Annotated in this window: 19 protein-coding genes and 1 pseudogene; 10 read left to right on the top strand and 10 right to left on the bottom strand. The window is 66.0% G+C overall.

What is annotated here, in order from left to right; translation table 11 throughout:
• Positions 1-5 precede the first annotated feature (5 nt).
• From sfnG to ARTH_RS02705, 3 genes are read left to right on the top strand one after another with little or no spacing between them, the layout of a single operon-like run.
• Positions 6-1,217 (top strand): dimethylsulfone monooxygenase SfnG, encoded by a 1,212-nt coding sequence (gene sfnG / locus ARTH_RS02715; protein ID WP_011690400.1) that lies wholly within the window; start codon positions 6-8, stop codon positions 1,215-1,217.
• Complete coding sequence (locus tag ARTH_RS02710) at positions 1,217-2,551, top strand: O-acetylhomoserine aminocarboxypropyltransferase/cysteine synthase family protein (protein ID WP_011690399.1); 1,335 nt, start codon at positions 1,217-1,219, stop codon at positions 2,549-2,551. The genes sfnG and ARTH_RS02710 overlap by 1 nt, the downstream gene beginning before the upstream one ends.
• Positions 2,551-3,045, top strand: a complete 495-nt coding sequence (locus tag ARTH_RS02705) for a CoA-binding protein (RefSeq protein ID WP_011690398.1) — start codon at positions 2,551-2,553, stop codon at positions 3,043-3,045. Before ARTH_RS02710 ends, ARTH_RS02705 begins: the two co-directional genes overlap by 1 nt.
• A gap of 41 nt (positions 3,046-3,086) precedes the next feature.
• On the opposite strand, the gene ARTH_RS23020 is transcribed toward ARTH_RS02705, so the two are convergent.
• Together ARTH_RS23020 and ARTH_RS02695 are read right to left on the bottom strand one after the other, a co-directional pair.
• The gene (locus ARTH_RS23020; protein ID WP_011690397.1) at positions 3,087-3,929 is read right to left on the bottom strand and encodes a hypothetical protein; all 843 of its coding nucleotides are present in this window, start codon (positions 3,927-3,929) and stop codon (positions 3,087-3,089) included.
• Positions 3,926-4,480: an RNA polymerase sigma factor gene (locus tag ARTH_RS02695; RefSeq protein WP_011690396.1), complete on the bottom strand. Its 555-nt coding sequence runs from the start codon at positions 4,478-4,480 to the stop codon at positions 3,926-3,928. The genes ARTH_RS23020 and ARTH_RS02695 overlap by 4 nt, the downstream gene beginning before the upstream one ends.
• Before the next feature lie 463 nt (positions 4,481-4,943).
• Between ARTH_RS02695 and ARTH_RS02690 the strand changes: the two genes are divergently transcribed.
• The 3 genes from ARTH_RS02690 to ARTH_RS02680 are packed head-to-tail and all read left to right on the top strand — an operon-like array spanning position 4,944 to position 8,409.
• Entirely contained in the window at positions 4,944-5,471 is a 528-nt protein-coding gene (locus ARTH_RS02690; protein WP_011690395.1) for a PadR family transcriptional regulator, read from the top strand.
• On the top strand, positions 5,468-6,181 hold the full coding sequence (locus tag ARTH_RS02685) for an ABC transporter ATP-binding protein (protein WP_011690394.1): 714 nt from the start codon (positions 5,468-5,470) through the stop codon (positions 6,179-6,181). Before ARTH_RS02690 ends, ARTH_RS02685 begins: the two co-directional genes overlap by 4 nt.
• Positions 6,178-8,409, top strand: coding sequence for an ABC transporter permease (locus ARTH_RS02680; protein WP_011690393.1), 2,232 nt, complete (start codon positions 6,178-6,180; stop codon positions 8,407-8,409). Before ARTH_RS02685 ends, ARTH_RS02680 begins: the two co-directional genes overlap by 4 nt.
• A gap of 60 nt (positions 8,410-8,469) precedes the next feature.
• Here the strand turns inward: ARTH_RS02680 and ARTH_RS02675 are convergent, their stop codons facing one another.
• A complete protein-coding gene (locus tag ARTH_RS02675; protein ID WP_011690392.1) occupies positions 8,470-8,931 on the bottom strand; it encodes an Hpt domain-containing protein in 462 nt (153 codons plus the stop codon).
• Between the two features lie 253 nt (positions 8,932-9,184).
• On the opposite strand from ARTH_RS02675, the gene ARTH_RS02670 reads away from it, so the two are divergent.
• Positions 9,185-9,397, top strand: coding sequence for a hypothetical protein (locus ARTH_RS02670; RefSeq protein ID WP_011690391.1), 213 nt, complete (start codon positions 9,185-9,187; stop codon positions 9,395-9,397).
• A gap of 80 nt (positions 9,398-9,477) precedes the next feature.
• Here the strand turns inward: ARTH_RS02670 and ARTH_RS02665 are convergent, their stop codons facing one another.
• Positions 9,478-10,767 carry an adenylosuccinate synthase gene (locus ARTH_RS02665; RefSeq protein WP_011690390.1) on the bottom strand — a complete coding sequence of 430 codons (1,290 nt, stop codon included), beginning with the start codon at positions 10,765-10,767 and terminating at the stop codon, positions 9,478-9,480.
• A gap of 326 nt (positions 10,768-11,093) precedes the next feature.
• Between ARTH_RS02665 and ARTH_RS02660 the strand changes: the two are divergent.
• Positions 11,094-12,178, top strand: a pseudogene (locus ARTH_RS02660) (cobalamin-independent methionine synthase II family protein); the annotation flags it as partial.
• Positions 12,179-12,397: 219 nt separating this feature from the next.
• Positions 12,398-13,030: a uracil-DNA glycosylase gene (locus tag ARTH_RS02655; RefSeq protein ID WP_011690388.1), complete on the top strand. Its 633-nt coding sequence runs from the start codon at positions 12,398-12,400 to the stop codon at positions 13,028-13,030.
• Positions 13,031-13,098: 68 nt separating this feature from the next.
• Here ARTH_RS02655 and ARTH_RS02650 read toward each other — a convergent pair whose 3' ends face one another.
• The 4 genes from ARTH_RS02650 to ARTH_RS02635 form a co-directional block, all read right to left on the bottom strand.
• Positions 13,099-13,521 (bottom strand): DUF3151 domain-containing protein, encoded by a 423-nt coding sequence (locus ARTH_RS02650; protein ID WP_011690387.1) that lies wholly within the window; start codon positions 13,519-13,521, stop codon positions 13,099-13,101.
• A 2-nt stretch (positions 13,522-13,523) separates the two neighbouring features.
• Positions 13,524-14,543, bottom strand: coding sequence for a class II fructose-bisphosphate aldolase (fbaA, locus tag ARTH_RS02645; protein ID WP_011690386.1), 1,020 nt, complete (start codon positions 14,541-14,543; stop codon positions 13,524-13,526).
• 208 nt (positions 14,544-14,751) lie between these two features.
• Positions 14,752-15,426, bottom strand: a complete 675-nt coding sequence (locus ARTH_RS02640; RefSeq protein ID WP_011690385.1) for a TrmH family RNA methyltransferase — start codon at positions 15,424-15,426, stop codon at positions 14,752-14,754.
• Between the two features lie 70 nt (positions 15,427-15,496).
• Entirely contained in the window at positions 15,497-16,612 is a 1,116-nt protein-coding gene (locus ARTH_RS02635; RefSeq protein ID WP_011690384.1) for a hypothetical protein, read from the bottom strand.
• A 194-nt stretch (positions 16,613-16,806) separates the two neighbouring features.
• Here ARTH_RS02635 and ARTH_RS02630 point away from each other — a divergent pair, with 194 nt between their 5' ends.
• Positions 16,807-17,637, top strand: a complete 831-nt coding sequence (locus tag ARTH_RS02630) for an HAD-IIA family hydrolase (RefSeq protein ID WP_011690383.1) — start codon at positions 16,807-16,809, stop codon at positions 17,635-17,637.
• A gap of 21 nt (positions 17,638-17,658) precedes the next feature.
• On the opposite strand, the gene ARTH_RS02625 is transcribed toward ARTH_RS02630, so the two are convergent.
• Positions 17,659-18,702, bottom strand: a complete 1,044-nt coding sequence (locus ARTH_RS02625) for a thioesterase domain-containing protein (protein ID WP_043429318.1) — start codon at positions 18,700-18,702, stop codon at positions 17,659-17,661.
• A gap of 50 nt (positions 18,703-18,752) precedes the next feature.
• Positions 18,753-19,346, bottom strand: a complete 594-nt coding sequence (locus tag ARTH_RS23725) for a hypothetical protein (RefSeq protein ID WP_043429315.1) — start codon at positions 19,344-19,346, stop codon at positions 18,753-18,755.
• Positions 19,347-19,381 lie beyond the last annotated feature (35 nt).

Here is a 19,381-nt window from a genome sequence, read left to right as displayed (position 1 = left end):
CAATCATGAACGACATCAGCAGCGTTGCCCGTCTTTCCGAACCACTCAAGTTCGCCTACTGGGTGCCGAACGTTTCCGGCGGCCTGGTGGTCTCCACCATCGAGCAGCGGACCAGCTGGGACTTCGACTACAACAAGAAGCTGGCCCGGATCGCAGAGGACTCCGGCTTCGAGTACGCCCTGACCCAGACCCGGTACGCCGCCTCCTACGGCGCTGACAAGCAGCACGAGGCGACCTCCTTCAGCCTGGCCCTGCTGGCGGCCACGGAGCGGCTGAAGGTCATTTCGGCCGTCCACCCCGGCATGTGGCACCCCGGCGTGCTGGCCAAGTACATCATCACCACGGACCACATCTCCAACGGCCGTGCCGCCGTCAACATCGTCTCCGGCTGGCTCAAGAACGAGTTCACCAACTTCGGCCTGGAGTGGCTGGAACACGACGAACGCTACGTGCGCACCGAGGAATTCATCAGGGTCCTGCGTGGCCTGTGGACCGAGCAGGAGTACAGCCAGTCCGGCAAGTACTACAACATCACCGACTTCACCCTGAACCCGGCCCCGGTGGACGTACCGGGCCGCGCGCACCCGGAGATCTTCTTCGGCGGCAACTCCACCGCGGCCCAGGCCACCGCCGGCCGAGTGGCCGACTGGTACTTTTCCAACGGCAAGGACCTGGAAGGCTTCAAGGAGAACATCGCGGGAGTGGTGGCCGCCGCAGGAGAAAGCGGCCGCGGCACGGACGGCTCGCTCCCGGCCCCGCGGTTTGGCCTCAACGGCTTCGTCATTGCCCGCGACTCCGAAAAGGAAGCCCGCGACACCCTCCGCGAAATCGTGGAGAAGGCGCACAAGCCCGCCGTCGAAGGTTTCCGCGCCGCCGTCCAGGAAGCCGGAGCATCCACCAAGGACGGCAAGGGCATGTGGGCCGACTCAAGCTTCGAGGACCTGGTCCAGTACAACGACGGCTTCAAGACCCAGCTGATCGGCACCCCGGAACAGATCGCCGAGCGGATCGTGGAGTACAAGAAGATCGGCGTAAACCTTTTCCTTACCGGCTACCTGCACTTCCAGGAGGAAGTCGCCGCGTTCGGCCAGGACATCCTGCCGATCGTCCGCGAACTCGAGGCTGACCTCGCCCGCAGGAACGGCACCGAACTGGACCTGTCCGGCACGCCCGTGGCCGCCGACGCGTCAAAAACCACCGGGCTGGTGAACGCGTAATGGCGGACCGCAAGTTCGGCTTCCGCACCCGGGCCCTTCACGCCGGCGGCACACCCGACGCCGAGCACGGCGCGCGGGCCGTCCCGATCTACCAGACCACGTCCTTCGTCTTCAAGGACACCCAGGACGCCGCCAACCTCTTCGCCCTGCAGAAGTACGGCAACATCTACTCGCGCATCGGCAACCCCACGGTGGCGGCGTTCGAAGAGCGCATTGCCTCCCTGGAGGGCGGCATCGGAGCCGTTGCGACGTCGTCGGGCATGGCCGCGGAGTTCATCACCTTTGCCGCGCTCACCCAGGCAGGCGACCACATCGTGGCGGCCTCCCAGCTGTACGGCGGCACGGTCACCCAGCTCGACGTCACGTTGCGCCGCTTCGGGGTGGACACCACGTTCGTCCCCGGCACCGACCCGGCGGACTACGCCGCCGCGGTCCGGGAGAACACCAAGGCGATCTTCGTCGAGGTGGTGGCCAACCCGTCGTCGGAAGTCCAGGACCTTGAGGGGCTGGCAAAGGTGGCGCGCGACGCCGGCATTCCGTTGGTCGTCGACGCCACCTTGAGCACGCCGTACCTGGTGCGGCCGATCGAGCACGGGGCGGACATCGTCATCCACTCCGCCACCAAGTTCCTCGGCGGACACGGCACCACCCTCGGCGGCGTGATCGTCGAGAGCGGCCGGTTCAACTGGGGCAACGGCAAGTTCCCCACCATGACCGAGCCCGTGGCCTCCTACGGCAACGTCTCCTGGTGGGGCAACTTCGGTGAGTATGGCTTCCTGACCAAGCTCCGCTGCGAGCAGCTGCGGGATATCGGCCCCGCACTCTCTCCGCAGTCCGCGTTCCAGCTGCTGCAGGGCGTGGAAACCCTTCCGCAGCGCCTCGACGAGCACCTGAAGAACGCCCAGGCCGTGGCCGAATGGCTCGAAGCGGACGAGCGCGTGGCGTACGTCAACTTCTCCGGATTGCCGTCGCACCCGCACTTCGAGCGGGCGCAGAAGTACCTGCCCCTGGGTCCAGGCTCGGTATTCTCCTTCGGTGTCAAGGGCGGCCGCGCAGCCGGGCAGAAATTCATCGAGGCACTCCAGCTGGCCTCGCACCTGGCCAACGTCGGCGACTCCCGTACTCTCGTGATCCACCCCGGCTCCACCACCCACCAGCAGCTGAGCCCGGCCCAGCTTGAGTCTGCGGGAGTACCGGAAGACCTGGTGCGGATTTCGATCGGGCTCGAGGACCTCGAGGACATCCTCTGGGACCTCGACCAGGCGCTGGACGCTGCGTCTACACCGGTGGTCGAGCTTGTCGAGGCCGACACCTGCACGATCGGAGCGAACTGATGTCTGTCGAAGACCGCACTTGGGAAAGCCCCTCAGCGCCTGATCGCCTGAACCTGCTCCGGCAGGCGAAGTCCCTCGCGATTGTGGGCGCCTCGGACAAGCCCTCGCGGGCCAGTTACTTCGTGGCGACCTACCTGCAGTCCTCCACCCGCTACAAGGTGTACTTCGTCAACCCGGTAGTCAAGGAAATCCTGGGGCAGCCCACCTATGCGTCGCTGGCGGACCTCCCGGAGAGCCCCGACATCGTGGACGTGTTCCGCAAGCACGATGACCTGCCCGGTGTCCTGGATGAGGCCATCGCGGCCGGCGCCAAGACGCTGTGGCTGCAGCTGGGCTCGTGGCATGAGGACGTCGCCAAGGAAGCGGAAGCCGCCGGTCTCGACGTCGTGATGGACCGGTGCGTCAAGATCGAGCACGCCCGCTTCCACGGCGGACTCCACCTTGCCGGCTTCGACACCGGTGTCATCTCCTCCAAGCGGCAGGTCCTGGCTTAGCCAAGCCTGCTGAGCCCGAACGCAGGGTGCGGCGGCCAGGGCTACGGCCGGAACTTCTTCAGCCAGCGGTTGACAGGTTCGACGGCGGAACCCAGCGCCGAGTCCACTGAGACCGCCCTGGATTCGTCCTTCTGAGGTTTGCCGCTGTGATGCCCCATGCTGTCTGCTTCCGGCTCGCTAGCGGCCTTTTCGGCGGGCGCGCCGGTCTTTTGCGGGGCGACCGGCCTGGAATGTTCCTCCGAGGCGGCATCGCCCCCGTTGCCGCCGGGCGTCCCGCCGCCCGGCTTCCCGGCCTGGCCGTTGGCGGCATCGGCCCCGGGAGCCCTGCCGGGAGCTTTGGCGGCCGGAGATGCCGGCGAACCGGGGGCTGTCGCCGGCACCTCGTTGTCCGAGGGCTCTCGGCCTTCGGACGGTGTCACCGGGTCTACGGGCTCGACTGCACCTGGCGGAGCCGCCTGGTCAAGCTGCAGGAAGAGCGGCGACTTCCACGCCATGGGCCCGCCCTTGTTCGACGCACCCGGTCCGACGGGAAGCTTCCAGTCCGGGGCCCAGTCCGTCGTCAGCTCTTGGATGGACCAGCGCCCTGAGCCCTCGGCTGCTCCCTGGCTGGTTGCGGCAACACCGCTGACGCCGAGGCCCATGCCGGTCAGGACTGCAAGGCCCACCACCGTGGGGCGGTGCCGGCGCAGCCACCGCTTCCGGATCAGTTCATCCCGGGGTCCGGCCAGCATGGCGGCGAGCTCCGGGCCCGGAGCGGGAACCTGCATCTGCGCCAGCGAGGCTATGGACAAGAGAGCGGCCCTCAGATCGGGCAGGTCCGTGTGGCCACTGTCGAGCAGAAGCCTGTCAACGGTCCCGGCAGAAACCTCATCCCGGTTTGTCATGGCGCCACGTAGTCCTTTACGGCCGAATGTTCACGGAGTCTGTCCAAAGCACGTCGCTGAAGCTGTTTTACGGCTCCGGCGCTTTTCCCCATGATTTCGGCCACTTGCTCAACGGTGAGATCTGCGATGATCCGGAGGGTCAGGACCTCCTTCTGGTCCTCTCCCAGCACGTCAAGCAGTTCCAGCACCTCCCCCGGCGCCACCAGCAGCATTGCCCCGGCTTCAGCCGAGGCGGCTTCCCGCCGGTCAAGATCGGGTTCGAAAGGCTGCTTCGGGGGCGTCCGGCTTTGCCTTCGGTGATCGTCAACCATCCGCGCATGGGCCACCGAGAACAGGAACGTCCTAAGCCCGCTGGCACCGCCGCTGATTGTGGCTATCCGGGGCAGGACCGCCAGGAAGACGTCCTGCATGGTGGCCTCCGGGTCCTCGACGCCCCGGGCGGTCAGGTATCCCAGTACCTGCGACGCATAACTCCGATAGACCAGGTTGAACAACTCGCCATCGCGCCCCTTGAGGGCCATCAATGAGGCGTCGGTCAGTGCTTCGGTCACGGACGGATGGCTTTCGTTCAAGGGAGATGGCTACATCATTGTATGGCCATGATGTGGCGGCCGGGCTGTGTCCCGCTCCGTAACTTTACCCCGGGTAACCCAAGGAAAACCGCCGGAAACCGCGCACTCCTGGGCCGGCTTGCTGCTGAACCGGCTTCGGACAAAAAAGGGCCGGGCTGGAACATGATGGGGGGCAGTTCCAGCCCGGCTCTCTATTTGCAGTCAAGCGCCGGGTACGAACCTGATGGGGGACAACTTCGAACCCGGCGCTTTCATAGTGGTAATCGTCACGAGGGCCGCCAGGGTTACGCGGAATCCAAAAAACTTTCAAAAGAGTTTTCAGCCCCTGTTCCGGCCCCGTTCGGGCGCCGGATCAGGCGCGGACTAGCCCGCCTGCGACACGGCCGGAACTGCCTCATCGGATGCCGGCATTCAGGTATGCACTCAGTGTATAGATGGACGTGTGAACAAATCCCTCACGCTGCTGGGCCTCCTCAGCCGCCAGCCCAGCTACGGCTACGATCTCAAGCATTCCTACGACCGCTACTTCGGAACCGGGAAGGCCCTGGCCTTTGGGCAGGTGTATTCCACCCTCGCCCGCATGGTTCGCGACGAACTGATCAACGCCCTGGGCGGGGAGACTGGCGCCGGACCGGACCGGAAGAAGTACGAAATCACTGCCGCCGGCCAGGTCAAGGTGCACGAGTGGCTGTTCACGCCCGACGTTCCCTCGGAGTCCCTCCAAAGCAACCTGTTTGCCAAGACCGTGATCGCCTTACTGCTCGAAGACGACGCCGACCGGCTGCTCGATGTGCAGCGCAGCGAACACATGGCCCGCATGCGTGAGCTGACCCGCCTGAAAAAGGACGCGGACCTGCTTCAGGTCCTGATGTGCGACCACGGCCTGTTCCACATCGAAGCCGATCTGCGCTGGATCGACCTCACGGGCGCCCGCCTGGCCCAACTCAAGAAGGAGCTCCAGAGCACATGAGCACGACTGGCACCGCGTCACCTATTCTCAGTGCCCGCGGCCTGCACCACTCCTTCGGGCAGACCAAGGCCCTACGCGGAATCGACCTCGACGTCCAGCGCGGCGAAGTGCTCGCCGTCATGGGCCCCTCAGGGTCCGGCAAATCCACGCTGCTGCACTGCCTGGCCGGTGTCCTTGTCCCCGACGGCGGTTCGGTGACCTACCGTCCCTCCGGTCGGTCACCGATGGAGACCAGCGCCCTCGGGGAGCCGAAACGGACCCGGCTGCGGCTGACCGATTTCGGGTTCGTGTTTCAGTTCGGCCAGCTGCTGCCGGAGCTCACTGCGGCGGACAACGTCAGCCTCCCGCTCCTGCTGGCCGGGACCCGGCGGCCGGAGGCGCTGCGCCGGTCCACGGAACTGCTGGAGCGCCTCGGCCTGGACGGGATGGCCGCCAGGCTGCCCGGCGAGCTGTCCGGAGGCCAGGCCCAGCGCGTCGCCGTTGCCCGCGCCATGGTGACATCCCCTGCCGTGTTGTTCGCCGATGAGCCCACGGGTTCGCTGGATTCCCTCGCTTCCGAAAACGTGCTGACTCTTATGCTCGAGCTTGTCCGTGAAGCGGGCACCACCGTGGTGATGATCACCCACGATGCCCGTACCGCCGCTTATGCGGACCGGGAGGTCATCGTGCGGGACGGCGGTATCGGTGCGGGATACCGGGTGACGGCGTGAATCCCGGATTGCTCAAACTGGCAGTCGTCGGCAGCCGGTCCGCCTACGGCAGGGTCGCCGGAATCGCCGGAGGGGTCGCCGTCGGAGTCTGCCTGCTGCTGTTGCTCTGGGGCGGCGCCAACGGGCTGAGCGCACGTGATGACCGCGGCGCCTGGCTGCGCGAAACCGGCCTGCCTTCCGTGGCCGCTCCCCTGACGGACGATCCGACCGCTTCGGCGCCCGCGACGCCGGTGCCGCTGACCGCGGACACGGTGCTTATGGAGGCGAACGCGGCGGAGGTCTTCCGCGACCGGCTGATCAACCGCCGCGACGTCGCGGCCCTCGAGGCGACCACCGTCAAGATCCCCGGCATCGGCAGCCCTCCGGAACCGGGGAGCTACTTTGCATCCCCGGCACTGCAGCGTCTGATCGAGTCAACTCCCCGGGACGAGCTTGGCGACCGTTTCGGGACGTTCGCCGGCACGATCGACGATGCTGCCTTGCCGGGACCTGATTCCCTGGTCATCGTCACGGGAGCAGCGGAAGCCGACCTCCGCCAGAACGGCAGGGCTTTCCTGGTGTCAGACTTCACGACCAACCCCTACGGTGGCAGCGCGGCCGCTTACAACACCGTGCTATCCATCGGGGCCATCGCGGTGTTCTTCCCTGTTCTGCTCCTGATCAGCATTGTCACCGGCCTGGGTGCTGCCCAGCGCCGGGAACGGTTCGCGACCCTGCGACTCATTGGCGCTTCCCCGCAGGCAATCTCAGGGATCGCCGCCGTCGAAACCGCTGTCCCCAGCCTCATCGGGGCAGTCCTCGGCGTCGTGCTGGCCGCCGTCCTGCGGCCGGCTGCCGCACAGATACCGGTCAACGGCAGCAGGATGTTCGCCGCGGACCTGACCACCGGCTGGGCGGCGACCGCCGCCGTCGTCGCCGTGGTGGTCACCGCCTCGGCGCTCGTCGCCGCGCACCGCACTGCCCATGCAGGCATCGGCCCCTTGGGCGTGACGAGGGCTGTGCACGAAAAGACCCCCACCATATGGCGGAGCGTTCCCTTGCTGGCCGGCCTGGCCGCCATGATCACGGCTGTACTGATGATCCGGGTCATGGCGGTCCGGCTGCCGTGGTTGGAGTCCCCGCTCCTTATCGGCGGCTTCGTGCTGGTCCTCGTCGGCATCGTGGTCATCGGCCCGTGGCTTACCCGGCTGGTGAGCCGGCTGGGGCTGCGCCGGGCACGGAGCGCTGCGGGAGTCATTGCCGCCAGCCGGATCCAAAAGACTCCGGTGGCGACTTTCCGTTCCGTATCCGGGCTGGTGATCGCCGTGTTCGTCGTGTCCGTGTTCGCCGGAGGATCCAGCATCGTCGAATCAACGCAGGCGCCTCCTGCCCGGCCCGGCCTCCTCCAGCCCACCAGCCTCCACGCGACCGTGGCCGCCGGACACACCCCTGACCAGGTCGCGGACGCCGTCCGCGCAGCCGGGGAACTGCCGGGAATCCGGAACGCCACCATCGGCTACGGTCCGGCAGCCCTCTCCGAACGGGATGCCGGCCCGGAAATCTACCTTCGCGCCGCGGACGCTCCCGGCCTTGGGTTCGAGGACATCCCGGCAACAGAAACAGTCGCCGTCGATACGTCGTTCCTCCAGTACTGGACGACGCAGCCAGTGGCACTGACCCCAGCGCCGGCCGCCAACCTGGATGGACTAATCCCGGTGGTGATTGTGCTCGGCACCGACGGGACCCCCGAAGCCATGGACCGCGCCCGCACGGCATTGAACGGTTCAGCCGTCACGGCCATCCCGGCCACTGCCCGGCTGGACCTCCAGCCGCAGTCCTCCACGCGCCTGATCCAGGGCCTGGCGGCGCTCGCCTACCTCGGCATGTTTGTCGCAATCGCCATAGCCGGGCTGTCCCTGGCCGTCGCCACCGCCTCCGCCATCCTGGACCGGAAGAGAGTCCTCGGCCTGATGCGGCTGATGGGGATGCCCGTCTCGGTCCTTCGCCGGATCATCACGCGTGAGGCGGCCGTCCCGCTCCTGACCGTGGTGCTTCTCTCGGTCGGCCTGGGGTTCCTCGTGGCCTGGCTCATGGTGGCCTTCATTGACGACACGTACCGGGTGACGTGGCCTGCGCCCGAGTATTTCCTGGCCTTGGGCCTCAGCCTGGTCCTGGCCCTCGGAGCGGTCATCGCGACATTCAGCCTCATCCGCGGCAACACAGCGGTGACGGCCACACGCTTCGAATAGGGTCCGCTGCGTGGGCAGCACCAGCATTCCGGGCATCTCCGGATTGCTGCCAGCGGCCCGTCAGCGGCCTGTCAGCAGCCGGGACAGGGCTGATGCCAGCTCGGCGGCGTCCGGTCCGAGGCGCCGGCCGGTCTCGCGGGCCCGGTCCATCCGACCAATGCGGAGATCGCTGTCGACGAGCAGGGCAACGAGTTCCAGCCGGGCTGCTCCGGCCATCGCGGCGGACGATGCAAGGCTCTGGGCGGCCGCGCTCGCGGCCTGAGGGTCTCCGCTGGCCAAGGCACCTGCCACATTGTTGACCCTGGAGGGCAGCAGGACCAGGAAAAGGTTAAGGAATTCAAGAAGCCGGCTTTGGGCGTGGATGTTCCCGGCGAGCTCCTGCACCCGCGTGGGGTCGAGGACCGGGGCCCGGTTGATCCGGGCACGGTACCGACGCGGCCCCTGTTCGAGTGCTGCGGTCCGCTCCGGCAGCCCTGGCTCCGGACCGGTTTTGTTCTTACCTGACTTCAAGCTGAGACCCATGACGCCCATCCCCTCCCGTTAGCGGCCGACGACTTGCCTGTGGGAGCCCTACTCCCAGCGCAGTGCCGGTGGATCCAACATAGGGAGGGCTGACCGACCGGTCACGAGTGGCCGGTACCCGAATCACACCCGCTATCACCTGTCTCATGCGCACCACTACGTACCGGCGCCAGGGCCGCCGTGCAGATCCCGATCCTGTAACGCTCCGCCCGCGGGGGTTACGTGCGGCAGGCAGGAATGTGAGGATACGGGCATGAGCGAGGAAGTGATGGCCGTCCCTGCCGCCGGTCCGGCAGCGACCCCCAAACATGTGACCGGGCTGATCAATTCCCAGGGTTCCGCCGCAACGCGGGCCATGCGCGAGCAGGCCCGCCGCCGCCGCGATGCCGAGGCGAAACTGCAGCAGCACCTGCTGCAGACCCGCAGCAGGCAGTCCCCCGACCAGACGGTATCCATTCAGCATTAACCGCGACGGCGGCGGCCCACCTTTCAAGGTGAGCCGCCGCCGTCGTCGAACGTCAGTACGTGCCCGTCAGTCCTGAACCGTTAGTCGTTGATCAAATCGTTGACCACGATGGTCTGGTCACGGTCCGGGCCGACGCCGATCGCCGAGAACCGCGTGCCGGACAGCTTCTCGAGGGCCAGCACGTAGTTCTTGGCGTTCTCCGGGAGGTCCTCCAGGGTGCGCGCGCCGGTGATGTCCTCGGTCCAGCCCTCGAAGTACTCGAAGATCGGCTTGGCGTGGTGGAACTCGGTCTGGGTCATGGGCATTTCGTCGTGCCGCACGCCGTCCACGTCGTAGGCCACGCAGACCGGGATCTGCTCGATGCCGGTCAGCACGTCCAGCTTGGTGACGAAGTAGTCCGTGAAGCCGTTGACGCGTGAGGCGTGGCGCGCCAGCACGGCGTCGTACCAGCCGCAGCGGCGGGGGCGGCCTGTGTTGACGCCGAACTCGCCGCCGGTCTTCTGCAGGTACATGCCCATCTCATCGAAGAGTTCCGTGGGGAACGGTCCGGCGCCCACTCGCGTGGTGTAGGCCTTGATGATGCCTATGGAGCGCGAGATGCGGGTGGGGCCGATGCCGGAGCCCACCGACGCGCCGCCGGCAGTCGGGTTGGAGGAGGTCACGAACGGGTACGTGCCGTGGTCCACGTCCAGGAAGGTGGCCTGGCCGCCCTCCATAAGGACCACCTTGCCCTCGTCCAGTGCCGTGTTCAGGACATAGGTGCTGTCGATGACCAGCGGGCGGAGACGCTCGGCGAAGGACAGGAAGTAGTCCACGATCTCGTCCACCTCGATGTCGCGGCGGTTGTAGACCTTGACGAGGAGTTCGTTTTTCTGGCGCAGCGATCCTTCGACCTTCTGGCGCAGGATCGAAGCGTCGAAAACGTCCTGCACGCGGATGCCCAGGCGGGCCACCTTGTCCATATAGGCCGGGCCGATGCCGCGGCCGGTGGTGCCGATGGCACGGCTGCCGAGGAAGCGCTCGGTGACCTTGTCCAGCACCTGGTGGTAGGGCGCCACAAGGTGGGCGTTGGCGGAGACGCGAAGCTTGGAGGTGTCCGCACCGCGGGCCTCCAGGCCGTCAATTTCCTGGAACAGTGCTTCGAGGTTCACCACGCAGCCGTTGCCGATGATCGGAACCGCGTTCGGGCTCAGGATGCCGGCAGGAAGGAGCTTGAGCTCATACTTCTCACCGCCCACGACGACGGTGTGCCCGGCGTTGTTGCCGCCGTTCGGCTTGACCACGTAGTCGACGCGGCCGCCAAGCAGGTCAGTGGCTTTACCTTTGCCTTCGTCGCCCCACTGGGCTCCGACGATCACGATTGCTGGCATGGGATCCTCCCCCATTCGTTCGGGCCGGACCGCAGCCGGTTCACCGAAGTGGCCAGCCAGGTACAACGCCGTTCATGAGAATGCCCCGAATTCCACTGCCGTACCTGTCCGGCCAACTGGCCGTCACGCACAACGCAAGAGTTCCGGGGCTCTTACCACCCAAGTTTAGCCGATATGAGTGGCAAGCACCGCTTTAGCCCCTCACCGGGGCGGCTTCACACCAGCTTCACCCCAGGTCAGGGAGTTGCGGAATCTTCCTTGAATGGAATTAAGAGTGACCCATCCCGAGCGGCCGAGAGACCTGGATCGTTGACGCCGCAGCAACCCTGGAAACCTCGGTGGTGGACGTAGTCCAGCGGCAGAAGGACGTGGGCATCGACATCCCCAATGACGGGGAGTACGGCCACGCCATGGCCAGCTCCGTGGACTACGGCGCCTGGTGGAACTATTCCTTCTCCCGGCTCGGCGGGCTGGAGCCCACGAACGTTGACCGCTGGGCCGACGCCGAAGTGCACCGTTCCTCGCCCGGCAATATCGTGCTCACGTCCTTCCCGGACCGTCGGGACAGGCAGAAGTTCAACGACGCCTATAACGACCCCTCGTCCGGGATCCTGGCGCACCGCAAAAGCGTCGCCCAGCCCAAGATCGCCGGTCCCCTGACCTACACAGGGCACGACCTGGTGGCGCCGGACATCACCAACCTGAAGACTGGCCTGGCCGCTGCCGGGCTGGCCGAGGGTTTCGTGGCGTCCCTCTCCCCCGGCTCCTGCGCCCGGGTGGCCAACGAGTACTACGCTTCCGACGAAGAGCTCGTCTATGCCTGCGCCGACGCCATGCGTGAGGAATACAAGGCAATCATCGACGCCGGCCTCACCGTGCAGCTGGATGATCCCTCGCTTGCTGAAAGCTGGGACCAGATCAATCCCGAGCCGAGCCTGGCGGACTACCTGAAGTTCATCCAGCTTCGCGTCGAGGCCACGAACTGGGCACTCCGGGACCTCCCCCAGGACCAGATCCGCCTGCACGTGTGCTGGGGCTCCTGGCACGGCCCGCACACCACCGACATCCCCTTCGCGGACATCATCGGCTCGGTGCTTCAGGTCAACGCCGGAGCCTACTCCTTCGAAGCTGCCAACGTCCGGCACGAACATGAGTGGCGGGTCTGGGAGGACACCAGGCTCCCCGAAGGCAAGGTCATCATCCCGGGCGTCGTCTCGCACGCCACCAACGTGGTGGAGCACCCGGACCTGGTGGCGGACAGGATCGTCAAGTTCGCGGAGCTGGTGGGGCGCGAGAACGTCATAGCGTCCACCGACTGCGGGCTGGGCGCCGCGTCCACCCGCAGATTGCCGTGGCCAAACTGGAGTCCCTGGGCGAAGGTGCACGCCGCGCCACCAAGCGGCTGTGGTGACGGCCTAGGGTAATCTCCCTCACCTCGTGCACCTGAATGCCGGGTCTGCCGATGACGGCCGGCCCGGCATTTCGCCGGGCTTGATAGACTGATAAGGATCGATCAGGAATCGGTCCACTCACCACATTTTCACACCACACCGTATCTGGCGTGCCGCTAATTGGCCTGCCCGCATCCGATGTGGCAGCGTCACCGATCCCGCAGGAGACACAGCAATACATGACAGCCCTGGCTACTGAATCTTTCCGCGAGCAGCTTCTGAGCCGCCGTTACGAACCCAACGTCGCAGTTGTCAATGAGCTGTGCGATACCTTCCAGAGCCTCAAGCCGGACACTGTGGTCCCCTACGTGGACCCGATGCACGACGTCGACGAGTGCCGCATCATCAGCCTGTACTCCAACATCGGCACCGCCGATGAATCCGGTTTCATCACCGCCGGCGACAGCGAAGCTGCCACCCGCATGCTCGGCGTGCAGTGGAAGCTGGGCCTGCGCCCCGAGTTCGTCATGCCCTGGAACGTCCACCCGTGGCACATCCCCGGCGAACCCAACGGCAAGTTCACGCCGGACCAGATTTCGGCCGGCCTCAAGCCGCTGCTGAAGTTCCTCGCGCTGGTTCCCCGTGCCTCCGTGATCGTGGCCCACGGTACCGAAGCCAACCGCCTGGCCCAGCTGCTCCTGAAGACCGAAGTGCCGCTGCTGTGGCGCCGGGGCCTGAAGACCTACAAGGTCCGCTCACTCAGCGGCCGCGCCTTCGCCGGAACCGAGGCGCGCCAGCAGCAGTACCTCGACGAAATGCACGTTGTGTACGCAGACGCCATGGCCCGCACCGGCCTCACCAAGGCTAACTAACCGCACTGAAGCACATACGACGGCGGCTCCCCACCCGGAAAGGTGGGGAGCCGCCGTCGTTAACCCAGTTACGTGCCTTCGATGGCCGCCTTGGCGGTGGGATCGGAGTCATTGAGGAACTTCTCAATGCGCTCCGGTTCCTCTGCCTCGCCGATGGCCGACGATGCACGGCCCAGCGCGTACAGGGCGCGCAGGAAGCCGCGGTTGGGCTCGTGTTCCCACGGGATGGGTCCCACGCCGCGCCAGCCGTTGCGCCGCAGCGAATCCAGGCCCCGGTGGTAGCCAACGCGGGCGTAGGCATAGGAATCGACAATCCGGCCCTCATTCCAGGCTTCCTCGGCCAGGATGGCCCACAGAAGCGAGGACGTGGGGTGCTTCGCCACAAGATCCAGTGCCTCCTGGCCGAGAGCCAGGTGCTGGTAGATCTCGGACTCCGCGGGCAGGAGCGTGGGCTCCGGGCCCATCAGGTTCCTGCGGAACTCGTCGGACATGATTAGAACGTCTTTCCGGCCGAGCCGAGCTGCTTGGTGGCCTCAACCACGCGGGCAGCCAGTCCGGCTTCAGCGGAGGCGCCCCAGACGCGCGGGTCGTAGGTCTTCTTGTTGCCTACCTCGCCGTCAACCTTCAGCACGCCGTCGTAGTTCTTGAACATGTGGTCCGCCACGGGACGCGTGTAGGCGTACTGGGTGTCGGTGTCGATGTTCATCTTGATGGTGCCGTAGGAAACGGCGTCCGCGATTTCCTGGTCCGAAGAGCCGGAGCCGCCGTGGAAGACCAGGTCGAACGGGCTTTCCTTGCCGATCTTTGCGCCGACCTGGGCCTGGATGTCCTTGAGGATCTCCGGGCGCAGCTTCACGCCGCCGGGCTTGTACACGCCGTGCACGTTGCCGAAGGTCAGGGCGGTGATGTAGCGGCCGTTCTCGCCGGCGCCGAGGGCCTCGATGGTGACCAGGGCGTCTTCCACCGTGGTGTAGAGCTTCTCGTTGATCTCGTTTTCGACGCCGTCTTCTTCGCCGCCGACCGTGCCGATCTCGACCTCGAGGATCATCTTGGCAGCGGCGGTGCGCTCCAGGAGTTCACGGGCGATGCGCAGGTTTTCCTGCAGGGTCTCGGCGGAGCCGTCCCACATGTGCGAGTTGAAGATCGGGTTGCGTCCGGCCTTAACCTCGGCCTCCGAAGCGGCCAGCAGCGGCAGGACAAAGCCGTCCAGCTTGTCCTTGGGGCAGTGGTCCGTGTGCAGCGCGATGTTGACGCCGTAGTTCTTGGCTACTTCGCGGGCGAATGCCGCGAAGCCCAGGGAGCCGGCAACCATGTCCTTGGTCGAGGCGCCTGACCAGTAGGCTGCGCCGCCGGTGGAAACCTGGACGATGCCGTCGGACTCTGCCTCGGCGAAGCCGCGCAGGGCCGCGTTCAGCGTCTGCGAGGACGTGACGTTGACTGCCGGGAAAGCAAAGCCGCCCGCCTTTGCGCGGTCGATCATCTCGGAGTAGATCTCTGGGGTTGCAATGGGCATGCTGACTCCTAAAGTGAATTTCGTCTACGGGTTGTGTTGACCCTGGAGTGAACCTCGTCGGCTAGCACCCATCCTAGCCATTTCTGCGCGGGGGCAGTGTTTCGGGTCACTGGCCGGGTAACACTTTGCGCTGCGCGCGCCCGAAGTGGCAGTACGCGGCAGTCCTTGCCTCGCCGGCATTGCCGCGAAGTGCCAACTCGGCGGGGTTTTAGACGTGCTGGCTGAACACGTGCCGGCGGATCCAGGCGTGCATGGCGATGGCCGCAGCGGACGCCGCGTTGATGGACCGGGTGGAGCCGAACTGTTCGATCGACAAGGTGTCCACGGCCGCCTCGTGGACTTCCGGAGTCAGGCCCGGGCCTTCCTGGCCGAACACCAGGACGCAGTTTTTCGGGAGGTCGTAGGTTTCCAGGGGCACGGAATCGGGGAAGATGTCGATGCCGATGATGGCCAGCCCCTCCCCCTGCGCCCACGCCACAAAGTCCTCAACCGTGGGGTGGTGGCGGACGTGCTGGTAGCGGTCGGTGACCATGGCTCCGCGGCGATTCCACCGGCGTCGCCCAATGATGTGCACTTCCTTGGCGAGGAAGGCGTTGGCGGTGCGCACGACGGTGCCGATGTTGAGGTCGTGCTGCCAGTTTTCGATGGCGATGTGGAAGTCGTGGCGCTTCGAGTCGAGGTCCGCCACGATGGCCTCGTGCTTCCAGTAGCGGTACTTGTCCACCACGTTCCGGCGGTCCCCGTCGGCCAGGAGGTCCGGGTCCCAGTGCTCACCCTCGGGAAACTCGCCTTCCCAGGGCCCGACGCCGACCTCCGCCTTGGGTTCCGGTTCCTCCCCGGGTGGAGGAACGGGCAGGGCTGGGGTCTGGGGGTGGTCAGTCACCCCTCAACTTTAGCGGCGTCCAACCCGGCCGGTGGCCGCAGTGCCCCGGCCGGGACGGACACCGGACCGGCTAGCCGTCCAGCTTCCAGCGGTTCGCCCGGTACGAGTTGCCGATCTTTTCCAGGGCCTCCGGGTTGGCGCTCCAGTAGCTTTCGTGTCCGCTGACGCCAACCATCTGCGGCGTGCCCCACGGTGTCACGGTAAACAGGTTGACGGCCCGGATGGCGTCGCCCCCGGCATTGGTGCACGTGAAGCCGACCACGACAGCGGCCGCACGGCGGAACTCCCGGATTTCCGGCGTCGACGCCTCAAAGCCGCCGGCGCACTTGTGGCCGACGAGATGCTGCGGCAGTTCAGCGGCGGGGATGGCCTTGAGCTTTGCCTCGATGTCCTTGATCGCTGCCTGGACCTTCGCGGGTTCCTTGCCGTACTTGCCTTCCTCCGCCTCTGCGAAGAAGGCGAAGGCCGTGGAAATGCCGTCACCGTCACGCTCTTCGGTGCCCTTGGCGACCTGCTGCATGGGGGCGCCGGTGGACGGATCCTTGGTGATCCCGAACGTGTCGTCGCTGCTCCAGGCGGACAGGTAGGAGAACGAGGATTCCCCGGTGACAAACCGGTTGTACAGCGGGTCGTCGTCGGCCGGAATCTTGGCGGGACCCTGCAGTTCAGCCCACCCTGCCGGAAGCGGGAAGGCCCCGGCGGGCATCCCGTCCGAGCCGGGATCAGCCGACGGCGCCGCGGATTCCTCGGGGGCAGGGCTCTCCCCGGCCGCCTCCGATGACGCGGCTTCGGATGACGTTGCCGCAGGCGCAGGATTCCCTTCCGCCTGCGGCTTGCTGAACGCCGGAATGACCCAGACGAAAACGGCGACCAGCGCAACGATGACGGCGGCGGCAACGGCGGCCAGCACAATGATCAGGTTCTTGTTGTTGCGCTGGGGCTGGGCCGTGTGGGGCTGGGCCGCGTATGGGTGCTGCTGGAACTGCTGCGGCGGGTAAGGAGGAGCCTGCCGGCCCTGCGGCGGGCGGGGCACCTCAGGGTAGCTCTCAGTATCTCCGGCCCGGTTTTCTCCGGGCGGCGGTGCACTGTAGTTGTTGCTCATGGTGGGCCCTTTCAGGTGCTTGCGGGCATCCTGCGGTTCCCTGGATGCCTGCTGATGTCCGGCGGCGGGGATCTGCCGGCGCATGCCGGCACAACAAACCGCCGCGGATATCCCCCAATCCGTGGCCGCTGGCACCTGGTGCCAGCTACGAGCCTAACGGAACGGCACCGTCCCGGAACGCCGCGGCTTGTCCGTCATTCCCGGCCACCGGATGTTCCGCCGTCCGAAAAATGACAGACTGGGAGCCGGAACCGGCACATCAGCGTTGGAGGATCAGCATGGCAGAGTCAGACGAAGTACGTTCATCAGCAGCGGTTTACCGAAGCGGCCAGGAAATCGAATGCTGGCTGACTGACATGGACGGCGTCCTGGTCCACGAAAACCAGCCGATCCCGGGCGCCGCTGAACTGATCCAGCGCTGGGTGGACACCTCCAAGCGTTTCCTGGTGCTCACCAACAACTCCATCTTCACGCCCCGCGACCTGGCCGCGCGCCTGCGTTCCTCCGGCCTGGAGATCCCCGAGGAGAACATCTGGACTTCGGCCCTGGCCACCGCCCAGTTCCTCAAGGACCAGGTGCGCGGCTCGGATTCCGGGAACCGCGCCTACACTATCGGCGAGGCAGGGCTTACGACGGCGCTGCACGAGGCCGGCTTCATCCTCACCGACCAGAACCCGGACTTTGTGGTGCTTGGCGAGACACGCACCTACTCCTTCGAGGCCATCACGATGGCCATCCGGCTAATCCTGGCAGGCGCCCGCTTCATCGCCACCAACCCGGATGCCACGGGCCCGTCCAAAGACGGCCCCATGCCCGCCACCGGAGCCATCGCGGCGCTGATTACCAAAGCCACCGGCCGTGAGCCCTACATTGTGGGCAAGCCGAACCCCATGATGTTCCGTTCGGCCATGAACCAGATCGACGCCCATTCCGAGACCACCGCCATGATCGGCGACCGGATGGACACCGACATCATCGCCGGCATGGAGGCCGGGCTGCACACGGTGCTGGTCCTCAGCGGAATCACCCACAAGGACGACATTGCCGCCTATCCGTTCCGGCCCAACCAGATCCTGAACTCGGTGGCAGACCTCAAGAGCCAGATCTAGGCCCGGACCTGGCGGGCCGGCTCAGAACGCGGTCATCCTGTGCCCGCCGGAAGGCAGCGGGAAGATCTCATCCTGCAGTTCCTCGATGATGGGCCGGTAGACGAACGGGTTCCACTGCGGGCTGGCATGCGCGGGCAGGGCGTCCTCGGTGCGGCGGTCATTGGACACCATGTTGGCGGCAAACGTCTGTGCCCACGACTGGCGGGCCGTCTCGTAGTTCACGGTGCCATCACGGGGGTTACCGATGAAGGCCATCCTGGTCCCGCCCAGCATGCCGGCGAACCGGGTGGCGTCAAAGTGGTAGATGTAGGCGGATTCGGACTGGATCAGCACGCTGGACGGGGCGATCGGCGACAACTGCTCCAGGCTTTGGTCCAGCACCTGCCGCCAGGACCGTTCGTCCTTGTGCACGATGCGCTCGCCCAGCTCATACCCGCCGCGGAGCACAGTGGGAACCCGGAAGCCGCCCTCGTAGAGAACCACTACGCCTTCGAACCAGCTTTGGTCCAGGACATCGAACTTGCTGTACGGGCTGGAGTCCAAGAGGATGAATTCAACCTCCACGCCGTGCAGTTCGCGCAGGCGGGCAGCGACCTGGGTGGCCACCATGCCGCCGAAGCTGTGGCCGTAGAAGTACAGGCTGGTCAGCTTTTTGGCGCGGACGTATCCAATGACCGCGATCACAATCTGGTCAATGTCCAGCCCCTCGTTGGAATAGCCGACGGCGGCAAGCTGGCCGCGCTGGCGCAGGGCTCCGCGCAGGGAGTTGAGGATCCACTGTGCTTCCTCCCAGCTGGTTTTATAACCTGGAAACAGGATCCAGCTTGAGTGCGGGTAGTAGCTCTCGGCAAAATCATCGCCAACAGTCAAGATTTTGTTGGTACGGCGTTCCGCCTGGACGTACCTGGTGAAGAACATATCCGCGGCCAGCAGCGACGCCGCGCCCGTCCCCATCAGGAAATTGCGCCGGGAAAAGCGCTTGAGTTCGGCGGCATGCTTGAGGAGGCGGCCCTCGGCTGATCCGGGGCCGCCCTCAGACTGTGATGGGTCCTGGACACGCGGCACACCTCTACCGTAGCCACAGCGGAACCCGTAAATGAAACCCGCGAAACCAGCTAGATCACGGGCTCGGCCGGACGCGCCGCCAGTTCGTCCGTTGAGTTGTTCCGGCCAGCTACGGCGCTTTCCCGCCGTGAAAGCTCCATCCCGATCGCGTCGTACTGCGCCAGCAGCTCCGTACCGGAAATCGCGGCGGGATCGTCCAGGAGACCGAAGACGGAGTCGCTGGCTGCCAGGAGCTCGTCGTCGGAATACTGGGCCAGGGGTCCGCATCCCGAAGGATCGATGGAGGCCGCGAATTCGCCGGTGATTTCCAAGGTTTTCGAACCGGGTCCGGCGTCAAGGGCCAAGGAGTCCGGCCGCGGCATGAATTCGAGCGAAACGCCTGAGGCGCCGGAGCCGTCGCCGTCGGGGGCCACGCCGTCGATCGCGTTGAGGTCGTTGCGGAGCCCCACCAACGCGGGCGATTCAACGAATGCGGCCTGGGAGAGATCCACCCGGATGTGGGCAGTGATGCCCATGCGGCGGATGCGCCGGATAACATGCACCAGGGCGGGTCGGGATTCCTGGTTGAGGCTGCCCCGGACTTCGATCCGAACAACGTCGGCGACGACGTCCAGTTTAACGAGGGCGTGAAGTTTGCGGTCCATAGGTACTCCAAAAAAGGGTGTCTATGGCCGACGGC

This window comes from Arthrobacter sp. FB24 (assembly GCF_000196235.1).
Lineage (GTDB): Bacteria > Actinomycetota > Actinomycetes > Actinomycetales > Micrococcaceae > Arthrobacter.
The sequence above is the reverse complement of the archived record's forward strand: the minus strand, read 5'-3'. Positions and strand labels throughout refer to the sequence as shown.